Below are 20,378 nucleotides of genomic sequence, written 5' to 3' on the forward strand. Positions count from 1 at the left end.
TTCTCACGAGAGCATAGGTAGATGTTCGATATTCGTATCAAATACCGACTCTTCCTCGAAATTCGATTGACCATTCCGGATCTCCTCCGACAATTTCGAAATACTATGTAAAATGCGTCTTTAGACTCGATATTCTATCTATTTACTCGAATAGAATAGATATCCGAAAGTATATCCGGTGCCGTGATTACCATGTACGTGCCGCCCACATGACCAACCACACTCCCACTGACGCCGGCACCTCCCTCGGACCCGAGTCGCTGTCGCGGGCGTTCTCCGCCCTCGCGAACACGCGTCGTCGTCAGGCGATCCGTTACCTCGGACACCACCGGTCGTTGAGCCTGGCGACGCTCGCCGACGGGGTCGCCGAGCGAGAGTCCGACGTTCCGCTCCGAGAGGTCGACGAAGGGACCGTCAGAGAGGTGTATCTCTCCTTGTACCACACGCACGTCCCGAAGCTCGAAGACGCAGGGATCGTCGCGTACGATCAGGAGTCCGATTGGATCACCCGTCGAGACACCCGGCGATGCGAACTCGCGCTGTCGCTCGTGGACTCGCCCCCGAACCCCGTCGGGGTCGAGTAGTTCTTTCTTCGGTCACCGTACCGCCCGCGGCGACGAAACGGCGTGCCTGAACGGTCCGTGAGGCGTGCCTCCCGTCGGCACACCGTGCTCGCGTCCGAAGCCTCGAAGGCGGGAGTTCCGGTGGCGGGAGATAACCGACGAGTCCGGACGAGCGCGTTCCGCTCGGCCCGCTGTGTCTCGTCGTCTCGGGCCCGGCGGTGCGGCACAGTTTTGTCGGTCTACGCTAACGTTTCGTCAGTAGCTCAGGGTGACTCGCCGTGCATTCATCGTTCTCTCTCCGCGGTCCGACCGGCGACTCGACACGCGTTCGTGTGCTTCACGTCGACGACGACCCGGACCTCTGCGAACTGGTGGTCGAGTTCCTCGAACGGCAAGACGACTCCCTCTCGGTCGAGACGGCGACACGGCCGAACGAGGTGCTCGACCGACTCGCCGACGGCGACTTCGACTGTGTCGTCTCGGACTACGAGATGCCCGAACGGAACGGTATCGAACTCCTCACCGCCGTTCGAGCGCACTACCCGAACCTTCCGTTCATCCTGTTCACCGGAAAGGGCTCCGAGGAAATCGCGAGCGAGGCCATCTCCGCGGGCGTCACGGACTACCTCCAGAAACGAGGGGGAGAGAACAGTACGCCATCCTGGCGAACCGTATCGTGAACGCGGTCGAGGGCGACCGGTCGCGACGAGCGCTCGAACGACGAACCCAGACGCTGGAGACGCTCATCAGTAACCTCCCGGGCGTCGTCTACCGCTGTCGGCTCACCCCGGAGTGGCCGATGGAGTTCGTCGGCGGCGAGTGTGAGGAACTCACCGGGTATCCGGCGTCGATGCTCGAGGCCGGCGACGTCGTCTGGGGCGACGACGTCCTCCACCCCGACGACCGCGACGCGATGTGGGGGGCCGTCACGCAGGGGCTCTCGGCGGATAACTCCTTCGAGGTGACCTACCGAATCGTCACGAGGGGCGGGACGACGAAGCGGGTGTGGGAGCGCGGTCGCGAGGTGTCGGCCCCCGATGACGAATACGGATACCTGGAGGGGTTCATCACGGCCCTCGGCCAGGACGACCCGCCGACCGACGAATCGTGACGGGCGCTGTCCGCTGTGTCGTCCGACCCCGCCGGCGTCGGGTCGAAAAGAGAGAACCGAAACCGACACGCGAAGCCGGGATTCGTGCGGTTACCGCAGTCGTGCGGTGATCGCTTCCTGGAGGTCCTCGCGGAGTTCGTCGACCGCGATTTCCTCCAAGACGGGCACGAAGAAACCCTCGACGAGCATGTTCCGCGCCGTCAGCGTCGGAATCCCGCGCGAGGTCATGTAGAACAGGTCCTCCTTGTCGACCTGCCCGACCGTCGCGGAGTGGCTCGCCTCGGTGTCGTGGTTGTGGATGATCAGCTTCGGCGAGGCGTCCGCCTCGGAGTCGTCCGAGAGCATCAGCGTGTTCTCGCGCTGGTAGGAGTTGGTGTCCCACGCATCGCGGCCGACGTCCTGGACGCCCTCGTACACGGAGCGGGCCTCGTCGTCGAGGACCCCCCGCGTCACGAGGTCGGCGGTCGTGTGCTCGGCCTGGTGCCAGACGCGCGCGTTGACGTCGAAGTGCTGGTCGTTGTGGCCGAAGAACGCCCCGACGATCTTGGTTTCGGAGGAGTCACCGTTGAGTTCCGTCTCGATGTCCGAACGCGTCAGCCGCGACCCGAGGTTCCCCTCGATGAAGTTGACGGTGGAGTACGCGTCGGTGATGCCGCGCTTCAGCGTGTAGTTGTACGTCTCCTCGGAGAGGTCCTGAAGGGAGCCGTACTGGACGTAGGAGTTCTCGCCGGCGTCGATTTCGACGAGGCCGCTGTAGTAGCGCATCCCCTCGCCGCCGTACGGCTCCGAGGACTGCCGTTCGAGGATCGTCACCGACGAGGACTCCTCGGTGACGACGAGCGTGTGGTTGAACAGCGAGCGTCCCTCCATCCTCGTTCTGATCTTCACGTCCTCGGCGTCGACGCCCTCCGGGACGTACACGAGCGTCCCCGATGAAAAGAGCGCCACCGAGAGCGCGGTCAGGTAGTCGCGCTTGGGGTCGATACTCGAGCCGAAGGAGTCGCGGACGACGTCCTCGTACTCGTCGAGCGCGTCGACGAACGGGAGGACCTCTACGTCCGAATCGGGGACGACGAGGTCGCGTTCCTCACGCTGGGCGAGCGGCTCTGCGAGTTCCTCGAAATCGAGCTGTTCGAGGTTCGTCCACCGGCGCCCGGGCGTCTGGATGACGTCCGGGAGGTCGATCTCCGGAAGGGCCGCGAGCGCCTCCAATCGCGTTTCGAGGAGCCACTCGGGCTCGTCGCGCTCGTCGGAGAGCGTCCGTACCGTCTCTTCGGAGATGCTTGCTGGCAGTTGTGTGCTCATGTTACCCGAGGCTCCCCTCCATCTCGAGTTCCACCAGACGGTTGAGTTCGACCGCGTACTCGATGGGCAGTTCCTCCGTGATGGGCTCGATGAAGCCCGAGACGATCATCTGCTTGGCGTCGTCGTCGTCCAGTCCCCGCGACTGGAGGTAGAAGACGTCCTCGTCGCCGATTTTTCCGACTGTGGCCTCGTGGGCGACGTCGACCGTCGACTCGTTGATCTCCATGTACGGCATCGTGTCCGACGTCGACTCGTTGTCGAACATCAGCGCGTCACACTCCACGGCGGTCGAGGAGTCGTGCGCGCCGTCGGCGATGTGGACCAGCCCCCTGTAGTTGGTGCGGCCGCCGTCCTTCGAGATGGACTTCGACTCGATGGTCGATTTCGTCTCGGGGGCGTTGTGGTACACCTTCGCGCCGGTGTCGATGTTCTGGCCCTTGCCGGCGAACGCGATGGTGATGTGGTTGTCCGACGCGCCGCGGCCTTTCAGGATGGAGGCCGGGTAGAGCATGGTGGCCTTCGAGCCCATCGAGCCCGAAATCCACTCCATTCTCCCGTTTTTCTCGACGATGGCGCGCTTGGTGTTCAGGTTGTACGTGTTCTTCGACCAGTTCTGCACCGTCGAGTACTGGACGTGAGCGTCCTCGCCGACGAACACCTCGACGCCGCCGGAGTGGAGGTTAAACGCCGAGTACTTCGGCGCCGAGCAGCCCTCGATGTAGTGGACCTCCGAGCCCTTCTCGGCGACGATGAGCGTGTGTTCGAACTGGCCCATCCCCTCCGAGTTCATGCGGAAGTACGCCTGGACGGGCATCTCGACCGTCACGTCCTCGGGGACGTAGACGAACGAGCCGCCGGACCACACCGCGCCGTGCAGCGCGGCGAACTTGTTGTCGCTCGGGGGCACGCACTTCGTCATGAAGTACTCGCGGACGATGTCCTCGTGCTCTTGGACGGCCTTGTCCATGTTGCAGAAGACGACGCCCTTCTCCTCCCAGCGTTCCTGCATGTTCTGGTAGACGACCTCGGACTCGTACTGGGCGCCGACTCCCGAGAGCGCGTTCTTCTCGGCCTCGGGGATGCCCAGCTTGTCGAACGTGTCCTTGATGTCGTCGGGGAGGTCGGTCCAGTCGTCGACGCCGCCGCGGACCTCGACGTCCGGCCGGATGTAGGGGACGATCTTGTCGACGTCCACTTCGGAGAGGTCCGGCTGGCCGGGCCAGTCGGTCGGCATCGGCATCTTCTGGAACTGCTCCAGCGCGCGGAGGCGGCGCTGCAGCATCCACTCGGGTTCGTCCTTGTCCTCCGAGATGACGCGGATCGTCTCCTCGGTGAGGCCCTTGTCGGCCTGGAAGGAGGACTTCTGCTCCTTCTTGAACTCGAAGCGGGCTTCGGTGTCTGTCTCTTTCAGGTGGTCTTGTTCGGAGCTCATGATTACGTGGTCTGTTACGCTGTCTCGTACACTTCCTCACGGACCCAGTCGTACCCTTTGTCCTCGAGCTCTTCGGCCAGCGAGGCGTCGCCGCTCTTGACGACCTTGCCGTCGAGCATGATGTGGACGTGGTCGGGTTCGACGTAGTCGAGGATGCGCTGGTAGTGGGTGATCTGAAGGATGCCGGTACCCTGCTCGTCACGGAGGGCGTTGATGCCGTTCGAGACGTCCTGCAGGCGGTCGATGTCCAGCCCGGAGTCGATCTCGTCGAGGACGGCGATCGAGGGTTCGAGAATGGCCGCCTGCAGCACCTCGTTCTGCTTCTTCTCGCCGCCGGAGAAGCCGGCGTTGAGGTACCGCTGGGCGAACTTCTCGTCCATGTCGAGAAGCTGCATCTTCTCCTTGAGGAGCTGTTGGAACTCCGCGACGCCGATCTCGCCGTCGTCGGCCGGCCCCTCCATCGGCGAGGTGTCGTAGCCGGCTTCTTCCTCTTCGTCCTCGCCCTCGTCGCCCTCGAACAGTTCCTCGCGCTCTTCGAGTTTGGCGTTGAGCGCCTGTCGGAGGAAGTTGGTCATGGTGACGCCTTCGATCTCCGCGGGGTACTGGAAGCCGAGGAAGATGCCGAGCGCCGCGCGCTCGTTCGGCTCCAGTTCCAGGAGGTTCCACGTCCGCATCTCCTCGGAGATCTCGATCTCGTCGCCGAACTCGCCCTCTTCGAGGTGCAGGAGGATCTCCCCGTCGGTGACCTCGTAGGCGGGGTGCCCGGCGATGATCTTCGCGGTCGTCGATTTGCCCGAGCCGTTCGGACCCATCAGCGCGTGAATCTCCCCGGAGCGTACTTCCAGGTCGACGCCGCGGAGGATCGTCTCGCCGTCTTCTTCCGCAACCTCGGCGTGGAGGTTCTTGATTTCGAGTGTGGCCATTGTTGGGTGTGTTCCTCTACCGGAACTGGGGGAGTCGGCTCCATAATGGTTACGCATTTACCATCCTCGGCTTTCCAGCCGTGAAATATATTTTTGGAAACGTGAAAAGGCGGCGACGAAATCGACAACCGTCCGGATTTTGGCCGCCCGAAGTCACGCCCGGCCGGTGTGCCCACGGTTCGGACCCGAACCCACGAATCGGCCGGCCGTCGACTGCCTCACGTGAACGAGCCGAGGCCGGTCTGCTCCTGGCCGCTCTTTACCTCGTCCCACGACATCCCGAGCGCCTCGATGACGCGCGCGATGGGGCCCTTCAACGTCTTGTCGAGCATCTTGTCCCAGTCGACCGCGAACTCCTCGGGCACCTGGTCGGCGTACTCGAAGCAGATGACGTCGGGGTCGCGTTTGAACTCCATGTACAGTGGGTCCTCCGTGACCTCGGGCCGCTCGGACTCGACCCGCTGCCAGAAGTTCGGGTGGACCTTCTCGAGGTAGACGTGTTTCGGCTTCGACCCGCGCCCGAAGTTCGTCCCCAAAAGGAGGTTGGCGTACTTCGCCCCCCGGACGTGTGCCGAGGCGGTCTCGTACGTCGACAGGCGCTTGCCGATGCCGCCGGGGACGCCGATGTCGTCGAGCGAGAGGTGGCCGTCGGCGAACTCCTCGATGATGTCGTGGAGGTACGTCTTGACCTCGTCCGTCGATTCGCCGGTGACGATCATCTCGATGACCTTCCGCTGGACCTCCTTCGTCACCGACGCGATGTCCGAACGCTTGTACTCGAAGCCCGTGATGTCGATGTCGTCGACGTCTTTCCCCTCTTTCCAGACGATGTGGCCGGCGTACCGCTTCTTCCGGCCGGCCTGGAAGAACCGCCGATACAGTTTCTCGAACTCGATCTGGAAGCGGTGCTCGTCCGCACCCAACTCCTCCAGCGCGAAGTCGTCGTACGCGGCGTTGATCTTCTCCTCCAGGTCGAACGACTGCTCGATGGCCTCCTCTTTTGAAACACTAGGCCCGAGTTCGAGCATGACGGAGTCAGTATCTCCGTACGCGACCTGGTAGTTCAGCCCACTCGCCACTCGCTCGGTGAACTGGATGACTTCTCTTCCCGTCGCGGTGATGGCCGCGCCCATCTCCTTGTCGTAGAGGCGGAAGCGGTCCCAGCCCAGCACCCCGTAGAGGGAGTTCATGATGACCTTCACCGCCTGCTGCTGGCGGTCGAACTGTTCGTACACCTCCGACCCCGGCGAGTGGTCGTTTCTCAGCGACTTCTTCTGCTCGCGCTCGTCGAGCAGTTCGTCGACCATCTCTCGGATGATGCCGTCCGGTTCCCGTCTGAAGTGGGTCCCGTTGGGCGCACGGTAGGTCTCTCCCTCGTACGTCTCGGGGTCGACTTTCGTCTCCGGGGAGGCGTTGATGGTGACCATACACATCGGGTACAGCGACTTCAGGTCGAGCACGGTGACGTTCTCCTTGACGCCGACGATGGGCTCGAACACTGCGCCGCCCTCGTACTCCTCGCTCTCGACCGTCCCCTTCGAGGGGAGGGCGAACTCGCCGTGGACCTTGTGCAGGACGTAGATGTCGACGGTGTCTCCCGGCGTGGGCGCGTCCTCCAGCTTACAGCCGACGAACGACCGCACCTCGTCCCAGAAGGCGATGACCTCCTGCTTCCGGTCGATTTCGACGCACAGTTCCACGTCGCGGAGGTTGTACTCAAGCAACCGCTCCGGTTCCTGTTCCCACAGGTCGCCGATGTCCCCCGAGTAACGCTCCTTCCCGATGTCGAGTTCGAGTTCGCCGACGGCGTCGAGCCGGTAGGATTCGAGTTCGGTGAACTGCGTCCGCTTGTACGCGTACAGCAGGTCGAACACGACTCTGCCCTTGACGTCGGGGCCGCCCCACCCGCCGCGCCACACCTCGTTCACGCGCGAGAGCCGTCCGATGGCGAGGTCCTCCTCGCAAGTAGGGTTCAGTACTTCGAGGCGGTCTAAGAGATAGGGCGCGTCGAAGTCCTCGAAGTTCCAGCCGGTCAGAACGTCGGGGTCGGTCCGTTCGAGATACGAGAGGAAGGCGTCGAGCATCGCGGCCTCCGTCTCGAAGGACCGGACCCGGACGTCTGTCCCCTCCTGCAGCGGTTCGTACCCCGAGAGCGCGTCGACCGACGCCCCGTTCCCCTCGGGGGCGACGGCGTGCCAGACGACGTACTCGTCGTCGTACGAGTCGTGGCTGGTGAGACAGACGATGGGTTCCTCGCCGTCTTCGGGGAACCCGTTGCGGTCGTCGACCTCGATGTCGAAGGTGTTGACGCGGAGGTCGGCATCGACGTCTTTCGGCTGGACCTCCTCGTGCGGCACCTGGATCGCTCCCGATTCGAGCCGCCGCTCGGGCACGCGGATGCCGTTGCCGACGTCCTTGTCGATGAGCAACCGGTTCGGGAAGAGGATGTCCGCCTCGTAGTGGTCGAACTCGTCGCGGATCTGCCCGACGTCGCGCGGCGTCCGAGCACAGATTTTGGTCAGCGCCTCCCCACGGATGCTCTCGTAACCCTCCTCGGTGCGCGTGATGACGTCGCGGTCGAGGTCCGCGTCGGAGAGGCTCTCCGTCGGCGCGTAGAAGTACGGCTCGAAGCCCAGGACGCGGACGTGCTCGGGCGTGTTGTCGGCGGTGCGCCCGAACACGTGGATGACGGGGTACTCGTCGCGTCCCTGTCCCTCGATGGTGTAGTCGACCTGCGTGATCATCAGATCGACGACGCCGTCGGCGTCGGGATACCCCGCGTGGTCGTCCGCGACCACCTCCGTCACCTGCGGCCCGCCGTTCCCGGCGACTGCCTCGGCGATGGCTGCCTCGTCGACCGGGTCGCCGCCACCACCCTCCTCGGCTCCGCTGGACGGCGAAGAGAAGTCCGCGAGTCCCGTCTGCGTCATGAGCGTTCCTTCAGCGCTGCGGGGTAAAAACCCCGTCTTTCCGGTGCCCCGACGCGGACGGGACGGACACTGCATGAGACAAATTCCGTCACGAAAGAAAGACCTATGGTATGCTACGTCATACCGTGTCTACATATGGTGGACTCCACCCGATCCGATGGACGGGATCGCGCCGCAGACCACGACCCCGCTGTCGAGGTCGAGACATACGAGGTCGACGGCGGCACCGTCTTCTTCGACGCCGAGAACCCCTTAGCGTGGGTCGAGGCGACGCGTACGGTGCGACTCACCGACGTCGCTTAAGCCCGATATCGCGCTTATCGGTTTTTTGACCGTTGTAGACAACCCATGCAGTAGGCTCGCTTCTCTGCTGTGTGGCGGTTCACTTGTATAGTGGACGTGAGCGTTCGAAAGTGTTTCTATCGAGTGTTTACTCAGTGAAGAGTCAATTCACTGGTGTGTCGTGTCCTTCTACAGTGTGAAGACCGAGCTGATAGTAAAGAATCTCTGACACATTTATGTGATTACTCTCGTGCATGGTTATGACAGGTTGTGGGTTTGATCTTGACGAAGCATGAAGTGGTGTACGACCAGAGACTCACCTGGGGGCGCAATGGCAGAGAGTAGTTCTCTCTCAACGGTGGCCGCTCAGATGCGTCATTGAAGCGTGGTCACGATACAACGGTACGACCAGTCACCCTCTGACGCCAGAAGACGAATACTGAAGAATATAAATTCACTTTCATGTTCTGATTGATTAGCTGTATGGCTTAGTTGGAGCGTGTTGCGGTCGTGGCTGCGTTCGGTTGAGTGAGCGCGGGGACGCTCACTCCACCTCAACGACCACTGACCGCTGAACACGTGGTCATGTGATTGAGTTTAGAGGGTGGTCGGCCAAACACATAGTGTGCTTGCGCAACCGAACAATGACACCAACATTCGCACCACTGTGTAAATTCCGTCCTCAAACGAGGGATACTACTCGTCGGTCTGTGAAGTTCGTCAGAGTAACGTCACAGCTCACTGTTTACTTCAGTCTCTCTTCTGATGAGTAGCCGTAGCCCCACCCAACAGAACAGACTAAAAATTGGATCGTAAAAAATCATGGACGATGGTTCGTTACGTGGATTTGCGTCAAACTTGTTAAGAGTGTCATACTATAGAAGATGCACCGATTATGTAGTCTTGGCGTTAGTGATGATCGATTAGGTCACCTCTGCAAGCTCAACCTATCAGGTAGTCTCTGAAGTGGATCTCCAGGGAAGTCAAACCATTTTGGAACTTCATGCCGTGGTGTCAAGTTCTCTACGTAGCCAATATTCATCCCAAACAACAGTGATGCATCTTTTTCCACTTTATACTCGCTCGTACTAATCACCACTCCCGAAATGGACTTACTCAGGTTCAATTTTCCATTAATTCCGTTGCAGAGACTATCAAACTCGTCGTAAGTGAAATTTGAAAGGAATGGTACCCCTATGTGCAAGATGTTGGGTGAGTCCGCCGAATATTTCCCTCGTGCTCGGTTGAACTGTCGGAGTACCTGTTTCACTCGGTCGACCTCAAATTCCTCAAGGATTCCGATGAACTGAGCGTGATTAATCAGAAACTTGTCTGTTTGCTCTTGACTTCCAGGCACTTTCGTATGCAGGTGCTTTCCACTAAACTTACTCAGTTCGAACTCCTGACCGAGATGTTCTTTCACCTCGGGTCTGACATACTTATTATAGAACTTCAGGGGGACTTGACCAACCGTATTAGGAGTCCTTTCAACAAACATTTGATTTTCGTGATTATTCAGGGGAATAAATGACACATCACAAAAAATGATTCTTTCCGTGTGAAAGCCGTCTATTTTTGACTCGTCAGGAAGATGCTCACTGAAGCTATGAACCTCGCTACTGCTTGGCTCACGAAATATGTCCACTGTTATGATTAGATCGCCGTCATACTTCGACTCGATTGCCTTCTGAATCACCTCTTGCTTTCCCCCGTGCTTTTGATGTCTTCCAGAAACGGTGTTACACCGCTTACACTCGACAAAAATTTTTGACTTGTCAGAAATTAGAAGGTCAGGTGCCTTCGTGTTTCCTTCCTGAATGAAGTCAACTTGGTAGCCCTCTCGGGCATAGGCTGCAGCTGTCTCAACTTCGAAGAGGGTCTCTTGCCACTCATCGACGTTTTGAATTCTCGGTCTTAGACATGGATGTACCTCCTCTGAAACAATTTTTCCACTGGGGTTCCTTACCTGTGATCCAGAAATATGTCGTAGATGTTCCCCTATGACTACCAATTGGTGTGTGTTTGTAGAATAATGTTCATCCGTGAATAATTCGGGTGCGTCGATCTTTTCATCGAACAACTCAACCCTCCCGCGATGGTACTTAACCACGAGTGGATGGGGGCTGGCTTGGTGCTTGTGGTCCCGAAAGTCATCAGTGTATTCTTTGGATCGTTCTTGTTCCAGCCATTCTTCCCCGATAAAATCCACCGCTCTTTCGAAGTTTTTTCTCAACTCGCGGGAACCTGCATCATAATCCACCATCCTCTTCGTTCAGTTTGTCTCTATTAGTTGAAATAGATTCGGTGGCCAACAGTCGAACGGTGATACCCTTGTTTCAAATTCAATTCAATACAAAGAACTGGTCTCCACCAGCCTCAGCTTTCATCACGTATTCGATATATTCGCGCGCCCTGTAGGACATCGAAATTCTATCCAAGAGGTCCACATCGTCATCAGACCACCCGTATGTTTCTCCGCAGAAGGGTTGGGGTATCAACTCTTCCGTATCAATGCTTGACCCAACTTCATATTCTGTCTTCGTTCCGTTGAACGACTCCAACACTTCGAACTCGTCACTGTATTGCTTATACTGTGACCGAAGGAAGTAGTGATACTTCGAGTGGACCTGAGCCATAACAGTCTCGACTCTCTCAAAGGCTAACTGCAAAGTTGGTGGGTCAGCACTGTTGACGCATAGCTCAATTCGGAAGTCCTCGGGACCGACTTCATTGAAGTACAATTCGCTCACGAGAAGATTTCCGACCTCTCTCGGGTCATTGAAGAATATCATCGTGTAGTGGTACCTGAAGTCTGTTTCAAGATTGAAGAAGTCCTCTGGTCGTTGAGGATCATGGATTGATACAGACAGAACGGTTTCGTTCTCTCCCTCATCGTAACCGCAGTTGCGCAGATGTAGCTCAATACGCTCCCCACGTTCAGGTGTAAACGAAATCTTCTGACCCGCAATAGCATTGTAGAGTGCTTGGCGCTTTTCGGAGGCTGACTGTCGAGGGGACATTACCGACTGTGCCAACCTAAGCGTTGAGATTACTGTGCTGGGGATGTCCATCGGTTCACACTCCCATACTATGCTGAAAGCACGACTGACTATTATACCCCTTACTCGACTATCTTTCATTGTATAAAAAATTGAAATAATGAAAAGAAAGGGGGCTAGTTGTGTGTCTCAGGTATGTGACAATCACCCCACTTCTTGACTACGTGGATGGACGTCCACATACATGCCGGGTCGCGCGCGTCGCGCCCGCCCCTTGCCAACGGAGTTGGCATCTCACTTGTTTGGGTCGCTAGTAGGCTATTGCGCAGATACCAGTCTAAGGTTCCTACCAGAATCGCTCCTCGTATCTAATACTGCAGTGTATGATGGCATGGTTTGTATTTGAAGGGTGGCAGTGGGGTCATCCATCACGTTGCATGTAGGAATCTGAAAGGTGATGTGCTATGCATCGTCACTCAATAATCAGATAGAACTTATATACCTCAAATTCGGACAGACATTATTGCATGGCCAATTTCGGGTGAGCAAATCATCAAGAGGGTAACGATCACATTTCGGTTGGTTACTACCTGTCTCTATTACAATCCACGTTCTGCACGTGTCTTTGGCGAGGTTAGGATGACTTCCCTAGGGTACATGAGTGGAGCGCGTGGGTTGTAATCTTGATGGGGGTGGGGTCTCCGCAAATTTCTATCGGAGACACAACGTGATAAGACATTCTTGTCCTAATCTATTTGTCCAAGACACTGGAGTATGAGCCCATGGTTGGGCCACAGACGAAAAAATATGTGTTTTATGCAGTGGAATTAATCCTCCTTTTATTCGTTTCTGTGCTTACTTTCACTGTTGTGTTAGGTCTCGTGGACATATACTCCACAGACTTTGACTCGGATGAATTATTTTTACTGGCAGTCGAGGTGACAGGGGTCCTCGTCACACTTCTGTTTTATCTCGGTCTTCTTCATTTGGATAGCCAAATAAAGAATATTCAGGAACTTGAGAGGCGTTCTATCGTTGAACTCTCTCGATACTCCTTCGATGGTGATAGTGCTGAAATCTGGCTGTCAAATTATGGCAAAGGTAGCGCGACTGATCTTGAATTAGTCTTTGAAATCGCATCTCCTACCGCATTACCAATACATGTAGAATCCTGCCCTGTTCCCTTACGACGGCGGGAGGAAAACCAGATACGACGAGAGACTTCGATACCACCTGAGTCAGATTACGTCAAGTTCAGAGCTACACCTGCGCTCAAAATTGAAGACGCTGTAGGCAAGGTGCGGACTTACAGGAATTGGGGAGCTGCTGTTCGTCCGTTATCAGAGGCTGGCATTGACGAAATCAAATTCACTCTCAAAGTAACCTATCGAAATCAACTGGACGAACTCGATGCCGTCTTTGTTACAGGGAAACCACGTGGGGTGAGTGTGGGGGCAATGGGTCGACTTGAGGGCTCGGTCCACGGGATACCTGCAGGAGTAAGTGATCCTGGCGACATTCACGTAGATATGAAAGCCATTGAGCCCGTAGAGGCAATTATAGATAATAAAAGACTGGAGGATAGTGCAATAAAGATACTCCGAAAAATAAACAAAAGCGATTTCGGGTTGGAAATTTCTAAAATCGGCATTTTTCAGGACCAGAATGTTGAAAGGCGAGTTTGTGAGTCGTTGAGGTATCGAGAACTACTTGAAATCAGGAAGGGAGGGACAACAATTACGCATCGTGGGGAGCAATCCAGACCCGAATCCTACAAAATCACAGATAAAGGTAAGGAGCTTCTGAAGAAAGTGGATTCCTAAACATAATTTCAATTTATCTGGACGGAAGCCTCCATACATCTTCTATCGCCAATTGTCAGGTTAAGTATGGAATTCGCCTACGATAGGTGCTGTCTACGTGGCTTGGTTCAATACACACGCTGAGGTGCGTGGTTTCACCCACGTGAAGACACAAAGGAAGTATCGTTAGACAAAATACTCTAAGAGAGCAGCGACGACGGAGAATGCGATTAACAGAAGCATCATGTCTCGTCGTACTCGACGTTCGCACTTCGTGAATCGGGTGTTCATCTCAGTGCGAAGGCTGGCGATATTGTCGTCAAGTTGGTCGAATCGATTGTCAATCTCGTCGAATCGACTACCAATCTTCCCTTCGAGCTGATCGAATCGACAATCCACCTTGTCGAATCGTAGACCCATCTTGGACTCCATTCGGGTGATGCGCTTGTCCATGCTATCAACAGTTCCTTCTATGCGGGAGAGAGTGGAGTCTCGATCTGTGGTCATGGTCTCTCGTCTCGTTAAGCTTCGTTACGTTTAGAGAGGTGTTTCGGAGTGAAGAAGTTGGAGGGAAGCGTTAGAAGTGATTCATTATCATTGCGTTACCGTTTTGCGTACTGTACGTAAGAGTGATTTATTACATTTGAATCTCATTCTATTTACTAAGATAACCAATGACCCATCACTCTGTCACGAGAACGCTAAGTGACCTTTCTTTTGCGGTGTACGAAATTGAGTCAGGTGATGTTGACACGTACGACCCGATAGACGACTCGTGGGTGTGGCATGGTAATCCAATACAAGGTGATGCTGAACGGGCAGTAGAGCGATTATTCGAGACTACTCTTGGGTATGGTGTCCGAAATATCGATCACAAACAAAAGTATCCACTTCAGAACGCGTTAGGACTCAAACTAAACCATTCCCGACGAAGTTTCATTTCGTATCCGCCTGAGTGGGTTCCAGAATATCTAACGAACGAGATTGTATCGAAATCGTCATCTGTAGGTGATGCCGATCCACTTGATCTCGTAGAAAGAGATGGAATCCCAGACTTGCTTGTATACACGAAGGAGTCCCCACATGAATGCACGCTTGTTGAGGTGAAAATGCCGCCAGAGACATTCGAGCCCACCCAAATCGAGTGGTTCAAGCAATTTCCATTCTTGGATATCCGTGTGGCATGCGTATTTGAAAGCCAGAACCAACGCGATCAATTCATCAGCTCATACACAGTGGAGAAGTTGCTACAAAATGTAGCACAAGAAGCACCTGACCGTCCCGAACTACCGCCCAGTGAACTCCGAGATGTAATTGAACAGGTAGAAGTTGGGGACCGCATTCTCTTCAATGAGCGCCAATCTCCTTACACGGTCGTTAGTACAGATGCGACGCGTTCAACCAATCAGAGAGAGGTGAGTGGAATAGAGGTACAATCACGGAACGGTAATACGTACGTACTTTCTGAGGCTGGTGATTGGTATTGTGGTAACGGGCCTTACTGTCGGTCCTTGTGGTGGGCGGAGTTAATCACCGACTCATAGTCCATTGGCAAGAGTTACCCTGATTGGTCGGAATCGGAATCGGCTTACCATTTTAGTTAGAGCCCGCTACGTAAATGACCTCTATGTGGCTGGTTCTACTGCTTCGCATTGACGTCAGCTACGTAGTGGAATTATTTTCCAGAAGCAGGTCCATAGCTGAGTTACAGGGGTGATGGCCACATCAGGAAATGTGGATGACACTACCTACACCGCCCGAGTTCATATGGACAACATCGGAATCTCATGCATATGCTTTTTCAAATTCTAAAAAAGTCTGGAGAATGTCAAACAGAAGGGTGATTGACATCCCCCAGCTTGCCTGTGGGTACGGCAAGTAGCCGTGGGCGATTTGATTTCGGAGATTCTGCCCAGACAACTCCCCGTACCTGTATCGGAGATACGTAACCCAAGACTCGCTTAGCTCTTCCTCTACTTGATATAAAACGCCAGCCATTGACCTTCGTTTCAGTTCGCCTGTTTCTTCATTTTGGCTCAAAACACTCTTTCCGCTATCGGCTGCCAGCGTTCGAATAACAGCTTCAAGTTGCGTCATACCGATGTGAACAGCCGCTGAGTGATTGTGTTCAAACAGGTGAATTACAAAATCTGTAATATAAGCGTGAGTGTCTGCTGAAAGTACATCCAAAGTATTGAATAGAACAAACAGGTCACCTTCTGTTAGAAGACCTCGATTTTGCAGGCGATAGTATACAGACTGTCTAATGCTCTGAATAAATTGGACCATTGCTCCGTAGCTGTGTGGTAAATCTTCTATCGTACTTTCGTCCTGTGAGTAGGATTCACCAGCTTGTGAAACCGTTATTCGCTGGACAAAGCCCATGATACTACCCTCGGATATGTCTCTGGCCACCTCGATATCGGGAGCGAATATATTATGATTGAGAAGCCATTTAATCGCGAAGATAGCGTTTCGTTCGTTTTTCCAGTCTCGGAATTTCTTGACAAGGCCCTCCACTGCATCATCAAGCTCACTTATATCTTCCTCCGATGGCTCATGTGTAATCTCCGCCATCTGTTCAATGCTTAATTTATTACCTTCAATGAATTCCTGTTCCCACTCAACACGCTGAGATTCATCAATCCATTCATTACATTCGGTTATAGCTTCTTTAGCTATTGTCGCCCGAATGGAATGTTTTTCATTTGTCTTCAGCGATTCAAGCTCGTCATTGTAGGATTTGATGATTGCGGCGATCGCAGGTCCCGTATCCAATCCTTCGGAATCACGAACCTCCAAGTTCTGCCGCCATAGCTTCCTATGGTTTCTGTAGTCCTCGGCAGTGATGGCTCTCTCTGCATGAGCCTCAAGATAATCAATCAGTATTCCAATTGTGGGTGTACCTGAAACTGAATTCAGATTGGCTGCTATCGTCTCAAGAATTCTAAAGACTGAGTCAATGGCTATCGACTCCTTATTTTCAACGAGAAAGAAGAGCGCCAGTTTGACCTCGGCTTTTAATTCACTTTCATGATTGAGGTCGCTCAGTAGATCAATTCGTTGTATAACCAGAATAGGGAAGAGACTGCTCCAGTCCTCTTCAATCACAGTATCGATAGCCTCTCTGAGATCATCAAGTGCAGGTTCAGCTCCGTGGTGATACTCTCTATCCTCAATCCATCTGGATAGTCCAACAAGGAAACTCACCAATGGGTGCTCCGTCTCAGACTCGCATATTTCGACTCGAATTTGCTCTGGTGACCGTCCCCAGTCTTGTCGTAGCTCACGAAGTACGGACGAAAGTTCAATATCGAATCTCGAACTCTGAGGGCCGTTTTCAATCAGCGACTCAAGTTCTTCCGTGAGGCGCATCAGTTATTCACTACAGAAATTGCTACGTATTCATGATTACGCCAACCCCGAGAAGCATACATTATGACCATCTGAAACCCATGATGAACATCACTCGCTTAACAATCGGGGACACAAAACTATGCTTCAGCAGCTTAGTGTCCTAAGCTACACTGCACCCTCGTTTATTGAACTACTATGCTACCCTATCTAAGCGGTACACTGACCGCCAAGTGGATGAAGATAACACACGGTGAACGTGTGTGACGTTAGCCACGTAACGACTACTCGTCTGACCCAACCACGTTTCTTGGGTGTTGATAGATAACCTCCCCTGTGTCTCTGATTGTTCCTTTTCGCTTCTAATCTTGACGGGGGGGACCGATAGTCCTTCACCAGAAGGGAATCTGAGACCAACAGTAAACCCTGTGACTGCATCTTACGAACTCCGATGACTGAGTAGTGGTATCCATCGTCTGAACAAGGATTTCACACAGTGGTGTGTATGGTGGCATCCTTGGAATCTGTGAGACGGTTCTGACCGAGCATGAGTTGGGCCGTTCCACCACCAGCTATTAACACACTTCAGGAGTTGTACTGAATACAGAGCGCGTAGGCAGCAACAGTCTTGAAACTGCAAGCAGGGGGTTCAAGACATTATGGCCGCAAATGGACATGTCACCATCTGTTCGTCCGTTATGCACAGGTGAGACGCCCACTTTGTCACATGGCCTCAAATGACCCTCCTCGCGAGAGTGAAGACGAATCCGATGTCCAACAAGCCCTCGACGGTGAGTGGCACGAACAGCAAAACACTCCAGTGACGGTTCTGACCGACACGAAAGAGGACTCTCAGTCGTCGGCGCGTGTGAGTGTGCTTGAACCCGAGAGTGATGAGAAAGAAGCCGTCGCCCTGGCGGTTGAATCACAGAACGAGGATCACTTAGTCAAAATCGACGTCGATTCAGCGTTGGTGTTATCTGATAAACTCGGACAGGTAGCCGAGAGGGTGTCATCCAAAGTAGGTCGGTAGCCATAGTTGCGGTCGTGCTGAATACACTCTCTGTTTGTAGCACGCGGTTCGTATCAAGCTCTGAGTGTTTCGACAGATCCCAGTATCACCTTGACTGTCTCAGAACGCTCACTTCGTACGTAGCCCATGGCGGTTCAACCATCTTGACTGGTATTCAACTCACATATCATTCCCACGGGTGATCTCCACGTGGCTGGATTCTACTGCCCCGCACTGACGTCAGCCACGTGACGAACTGTGTTAGAATGACGAGACAGACAAGACAACATATGGGCTATCTCTTGAACCTGTTCTACACCCCTATCCAAGCAGCACACCGACGGTCATGTGGGTGAGGACGACACACGGTGAACGTGTGTGGCGCTACCCACGTAGCAGCCCGACTTGACACGTTTCTTCGGTGTCGACGGATGGCCTCCCCCGTGTCTCTGACTGCTCCTCTTCGTTTCTAATCTTGACGGGTGGAATCGATAGTCATTCACCAGAGTCGATTCTGAGGCCAGCAGTAGGTCATGTGACTACATCCTACGAACTCCACAGACTGATGAGTGGTATCTCCCGTCTGAGGAGAGAGTTCACACAATAGCACGTATTGTAGCGTCACTGAATCTGTAAGACGAACAGAGGACTATAGGATGTGTAGAGGTGTTCCAGGTGGCAGCCCAAGCAGCACGCTGATTGTCACGTGGATGAGGACGACACATGGTGAAGGTGTGTGAGGCTACCCACGTGACGACCAATCTGTGATGACTGAGGGTTCACATGGAGCAATAGCTTCGTATTGACTGCCACTAAACAGTCGGTTCATGCCGACACATCTGTGGAAATACGCCCGTCAACGATGCTGTGTCTGTGGAAAAAGTACGGAGAGAGATGGCATCGACCGTGTGAACCGCCACTACATAAATCGGGAACGAGATGAGTGGATACCAGTCTGCCAGGGTTGTCAAACTCGAATATATCACGAGTCTGGTTACTATGATGAACTTCAGTTGACCGAGGCATCTTCAGAGGACTGTGCATGATAGTCGTGATTCTCATCCACAGGCTGTGTTGAGGTACCAGTCTCTTCCGAGGGGTGCCGATCCAGTACGTGATTCAAGCACGTGAAGGCCACATACGTATATTCACTTGTATGAAAGATACTCACCTCTCAATCTACCTAAGTGACCGTCACTTAGTCTATTCGCGCCGCTTCACGTGGATATACGTGAAGACGGTACTTCCACCTCCGTGCTCGGCACGCGGTTAATTCCACGTGCATGGGATCCATCCCCTTGCTCACAATCGCGGGAGTGCCATCAGGCACGTCACACAACCAACCGCCTTGAAGCGGTACCATGCCACTGTACATGTTTTCGAGAGCATGGCGTTGCGAGATCACGTCTCGGGTGGCTAATCCTTCGTAGTTGTGAGAATGTCACGAGTGTATATAAACTCTCTCTTGAAGAGTCAGTCAGTTGTCCGTAAGGTCCTAACTCGTGGAATCAGTGGGGTCGGTATGGACTGCTCACCTGAAAAGTGCCTCAGACTGTTCGAGCAGTTCGATCTAACGGATTTCTACGAGAGTCGCCTCGCAACGTATGCTTTGGAGGATTACTACACGAGTGTACTTTCTAACGTCGGTGGGGAATACCTGGACTTCGACACGGATCTTCAGGATCAAAACATCGGCCCACAGTGGAATGTAGCAAAGAGACGACTGACGTCAGTCGAGGTGGTCAACGACATACCCTCAAACTACAGTCGGGCCATCCATCAGTTGTCTCGAACTCGTCAGTCAGTGGCTCACGGCTATGACCATCGACCAGACAACAGACATCTGATGGAAGCGTATGAGATTGCCGTGGACTGGCGGGAATGGCTTACTGAGAAGGCTAAACAGTATCACAGGCTCGAATCAGATACAGTCAGCAGGGAAGTTCTGATTACAGATACGATCAATGCTCTGAATGCATCGTTAGTAGACCCAGAGAAGTACGACTACGATTTCATCCGTGTAAAACAAAGAGAAATTAATGATGAGATACGAGACAAACTGGAGTACGAATTTACTCCCTTCACCGTTGACGACATGGCCATTCAACTCAGGAGCAGCGTGGATGAAGTGGATGAGTTCTATCCTCACGAAGATTCACGTGAGGTGCAGCGTGAGCTGTGGCATCTGTTTGAATGGGCCATGGAGATGAAACGTTCTGTTGACAATCTGTACTATACTGATGTGAATCGAATCGAGCGTAAGGTTGCCGTCAAGACTGCGACACACGGGGGAATGTGTTCTGTCGTCCACGAGTACGACGAGTCTACGGGAGAAATCCAGTTGATGGTACATGAGGCCGAGAACAAGAAGGAACACACGTGGTGTGAAGTAGATCTTCTTCCCGAGGACGATCGAACGATACTCCTACAGAAAAGCGTGGGTGAAACAGTAGAGGCGATTCTCGGTGTTGGTGAGTCTGGTGAATGGTACGTCCGCCATGTGGTTAGCTAATACCTCAAACACTCACTCATATGAACGTGTTCAGCGGTCAGTGGTCGTTGAGGTGGAATGAGCGTTTCGCGCTCATCTCCACCGAAACGCAGCCACGACCGCAACACGCCCAACTACTACATACAACTATGTAAAATAATTCTCATCAGATGA

General features: G+C 54.2%; 15 protein-coding genes. 8 read left to right on the forward strand and 7 right to left on the reverse strand.

The features are described 5' to 3' along the window. The first annotated feature begins 209 nt into the window (after nt 1-209). The 3 genes from C2R22_RS04930 to C2R22_RS26140 all read left to right on the forward strand — a co-directional run bounded on the left by C2R22_RS04930 (nt 210) and on the right by C2R22_RS26140 (nt 1,674). A complete protein-coding gene (locus tag C2R22_RS04930; RefSeq protein ID WP_103424770.1) occupies nt 210-584 on the forward strand; it encodes a DUF7344 domain-containing protein in 375 nt (124 codons plus the stop codon). Between the two features lie 311 nt (nt 585-895). Beyond that, nucleotides 896-1,243: a response regulator gene (locus tag C2R22_RS26135; RefSeq protein WP_245902887.1), complete on the forward strand. Its 348-nt coding sequence runs from the start codon at nt 896-898 to the stop codon at nt 1,241-1,243. After that, nucleotides 1,240-1,674 (forward strand): PAS domain-containing protein, encoded by a 435-nt coding sequence (locus C2R22_RS26140; protein ID WP_245902888.1) that lies wholly within the window; start codon nt 1,240-1,242, stop codon nt 1,672-1,674. Before C2R22_RS26135 ends, C2R22_RS26140 begins: the two co-directional genes overlap by 4 nt. 90 nt (nt 1,675-1,764) lie before the next feature. On the opposite strand, the gene sufD is transcribed toward C2R22_RS26140, so the two are convergent. The 4 genes from sufD to C2R22_RS04955 form a co-directional block, all read right to left on the reverse strand. After that, the gene (gene sufD / locus C2R22_RS04940; RefSeq protein WP_103424771.1) at nt 1,765-2,979 is read right to left on the reverse strand and encodes a Fe-S cluster assembly protein SufD; all 1,215 of its coding nucleotides are present in this window, start codon (nt 2,977-2,979) and stop codon (nt 1,765-1,767) included. 1 nt (nt 2,980) lies between these two features. Beyond that, nucleotides 2,981-4,411 carry a Fe-S cluster assembly protein SufB gene (gene sufB, locus C2R22_RS04945; RefSeq protein WP_103424772.1) on the reverse strand — a complete coding sequence of 477 codons (1,431 nt, stop codon included), beginning with the start codon at nt 4,409-4,411 and terminating at the stop codon, nt 2,981-2,983. A gap of 14 nt (nt 4,412-4,425) precedes the next feature. Then, nucleotides 4,426-5,334 carry an ABC transporter ATP-binding protein gene (locus C2R22_RS04950; RefSeq protein ID WP_103424773.1) on the reverse strand — a complete coding sequence of 303 codons (909 nt, stop codon included), beginning with the start codon at nt 5,332-5,334 and terminating at the stop codon, nt 4,426-4,428. Between the two features lie 218 nt (nt 5,335-5,552). Then, nucleotides 5,553-8,264: a DNA-directed DNA polymerase gene (locus C2R22_RS04955; protein ID WP_103424774.1), complete on the reverse strand. Its 2,712-nt coding sequence runs from the start codon at nt 8,262-8,264 to the stop codon at nt 5,553-5,555. Between the two features lie 135 nt (nt 8,265-8,399). On the opposite strand from C2R22_RS04955, the gene C2R22_RS24865 reads away from it, so the two are divergent. Beyond that, the gene (locus tag C2R22_RS24865; protein ID WP_162562304.1) at nt 8,400-8,567 is read left to right on the forward strand and encodes a DUF7331 family protein; all 168 of its coding nucleotides are present in this window, start codon (nt 8,400-8,402) and stop codon (nt 8,565-8,567) included. A gap of 907 nt (nt 8,568-9,474) precedes the next feature. Here the strand turns inward: C2R22_RS24865 and C2R22_RS24870 are convergent. Both C2R22_RS24870 and C2R22_RS24875 read right to left on the reverse strand, forming a co-directional pair. After that, entirely contained in the window at nt 9,475-10,809 is a 1,335-nt protein-coding gene (locus C2R22_RS24870; RefSeq protein WP_162562380.1) for a hypothetical protein, read from the reverse strand. 79 nt (nt 10,810-10,888) lie between these two features. Beyond that, a complete protein-coding gene (locus C2R22_RS24875) occupies nt 10,889-11,617 on the reverse strand; it encodes a hypothetical protein (protein ID WP_162562381.1) in 729 nt (242 codons plus the stop codon). 710 nt (nt 11,618-12,327) lie between these two features. Here C2R22_RS24875 and C2R22_RS24880 point away from each other — a divergent pair. Then, nucleotides 12,328-13,368, forward strand: coding sequence for a hypothetical protein (locus C2R22_RS24880; protein ID WP_162562382.1), 1,041 nt, complete (start codon nt 12,328-12,330; stop codon nt 13,366-13,368). Between the two features lie 653 nt (nt 13,369-14,021). Continuing rightward, a complete protein-coding gene (locus tag C2R22_RS27365; RefSeq protein ID WP_109745689.1) occupies nt 14,022-14,891 on the forward strand; it encodes a VRR-NUC domain-containing protein in 870 nt (289 codons plus the stop codon). Between the two features lie 241 nt (nt 14,892-15,132). Here C2R22_RS27365 and C2R22_RS04980 read toward each other — a convergent pair whose 3' ends face one another. Then, entirely contained in the window at nt 15,133-16,722 is a 1,590-nt protein-coding gene (locus tag C2R22_RS04980) for a DUF4209 domain-containing protein (protein ID WP_103424779.1), read from the reverse strand. A gap of 706 nt (nt 16,723-17,428) precedes the next feature. Here C2R22_RS04980 and C2R22_RS04985 point away from each other — a divergent pair. Together C2R22_RS04985 and C2R22_RS04990 are read left to right on the forward strand one after the other, a co-directional pair. Then, on the forward strand, nt 17,429-17,734 hold the full coding sequence (locus C2R22_RS04985) for a hypothetical protein (protein WP_103424780.1): 306 nt from the start codon (nt 17,429-17,431) through the stop codon (nt 17,732-17,734). A gap of 1,501 nt (nt 17,735-19,235) precedes the next feature. Next, nucleotides 19,236-20,225 carry a hypothetical protein gene (locus C2R22_RS04990; RefSeq protein ID WP_103424781.1) on the forward strand — a complete coding sequence of 330 codons (990 nt, stop codon included), beginning with the start codon at nt 19,236-19,238 and terminating at the stop codon, nt 20,223-20,225. Nucleotides 20,226-20,378: the final 153 nt, after the last annotated feature.

The organism is Salinigranum rubrum (genome assembly GCF_002906575.1).
GTDB classification, from domain to species: domain Archaea; phylum Halobacteriota; class Halobacteria; order Halobacteriales; family Haloferacaceae; genus Salinigranum; species Salinigranum rubrum.

Bases quoted from the DNA above. Each gene is read 5' to 3' on its own strand.
- C2R22_RS04955 (WP_103424774.1), bottom strand. From the start codon at position 8,264: ATGACGCAGACGGGACTCGCGGACTTCTCTTCGCCGTCCAGCGGAGCC.
- sufB (WP_103424772.1), bottom strand. From the start codon at position 4,411: ATGAGCTCCGAACAAGACCACCTGAAAGAGACAGACACCGAAGCCCGC.
- C2R22_RS04950 (WP_103424773.1), bottom strand. From the start codon at position 5,334: ATGGCCACACTCGAAATCAAGAACCTCCACGCCGAGGTTGCGGAAGAA.
- C2R22_RS04930 (WP_103424770.1), top strand. From the start codon at position 210: ATGACCAACCACACTCCCACTGACGCCGGCACCTCCCTCGGACCCGAG.
- sufD (WP_103424771.1), bottom strand. From the start codon at position 2,979: ATGAGCACACAACTGCCAGCAAGCATCTCCGAAGAGACGGTACGGACG.
- C2R22_RS24875 (WP_162562381.1), bottom strand. From the start codon at position 11,617: ATGGACATCCCCAGCACAGTAATCTCAACGCTTAGGTTGGCACAGTCG.
- C2R22_RS24870 (WP_162562380.1), bottom strand. From the start codon at position 10,809: ATGGTGGATTATGATGCAGGTTCCCGCGAGTTGAGAAAAAACTTCGAA.
- C2R22_RS04985 (WP_103424780.1), top strand. From the start codon at position 17,429: ATGGCCTCAAATGACCCTCCTCGCGAGAGTGAAGACGAATCCGATGTC.
- C2R22_RS24865 (WP_162562304.1), top strand. From the start codon at position 8,400: ATGGTGGACTCCACCCGATCCGATGGACGGGATCGCGCCGCAGACCAC.
- C2R22_RS27365 (WP_109745689.1), top strand. From the start codon at position 14,022: ATGACCCATCACTCTGTCACGAGAACGCTAAGTGACCTTTCTTTTGCG.
- C2R22_RS04990 (WP_103424781.1), top strand. From the start codon at position 19,236: ATGGACTGCTCACCTGAAAAGTGCCTCAGACTGTTCGAGCAGTTCGAT.
- C2R22_RS24880 (WP_162562382.1), top strand. From the start codon at position 12,328: ATGGTTGGGCCACAGACGAAAAAATATGTGTTTTATGCAGTGGAATTA.
- C2R22_RS04980 (WP_103424779.1), bottom strand. From the start codon at position 16,722: ATGCGCCTCACGGAAGAACTTGAGTCGCTGATTGAAAACGGCCCTCAG.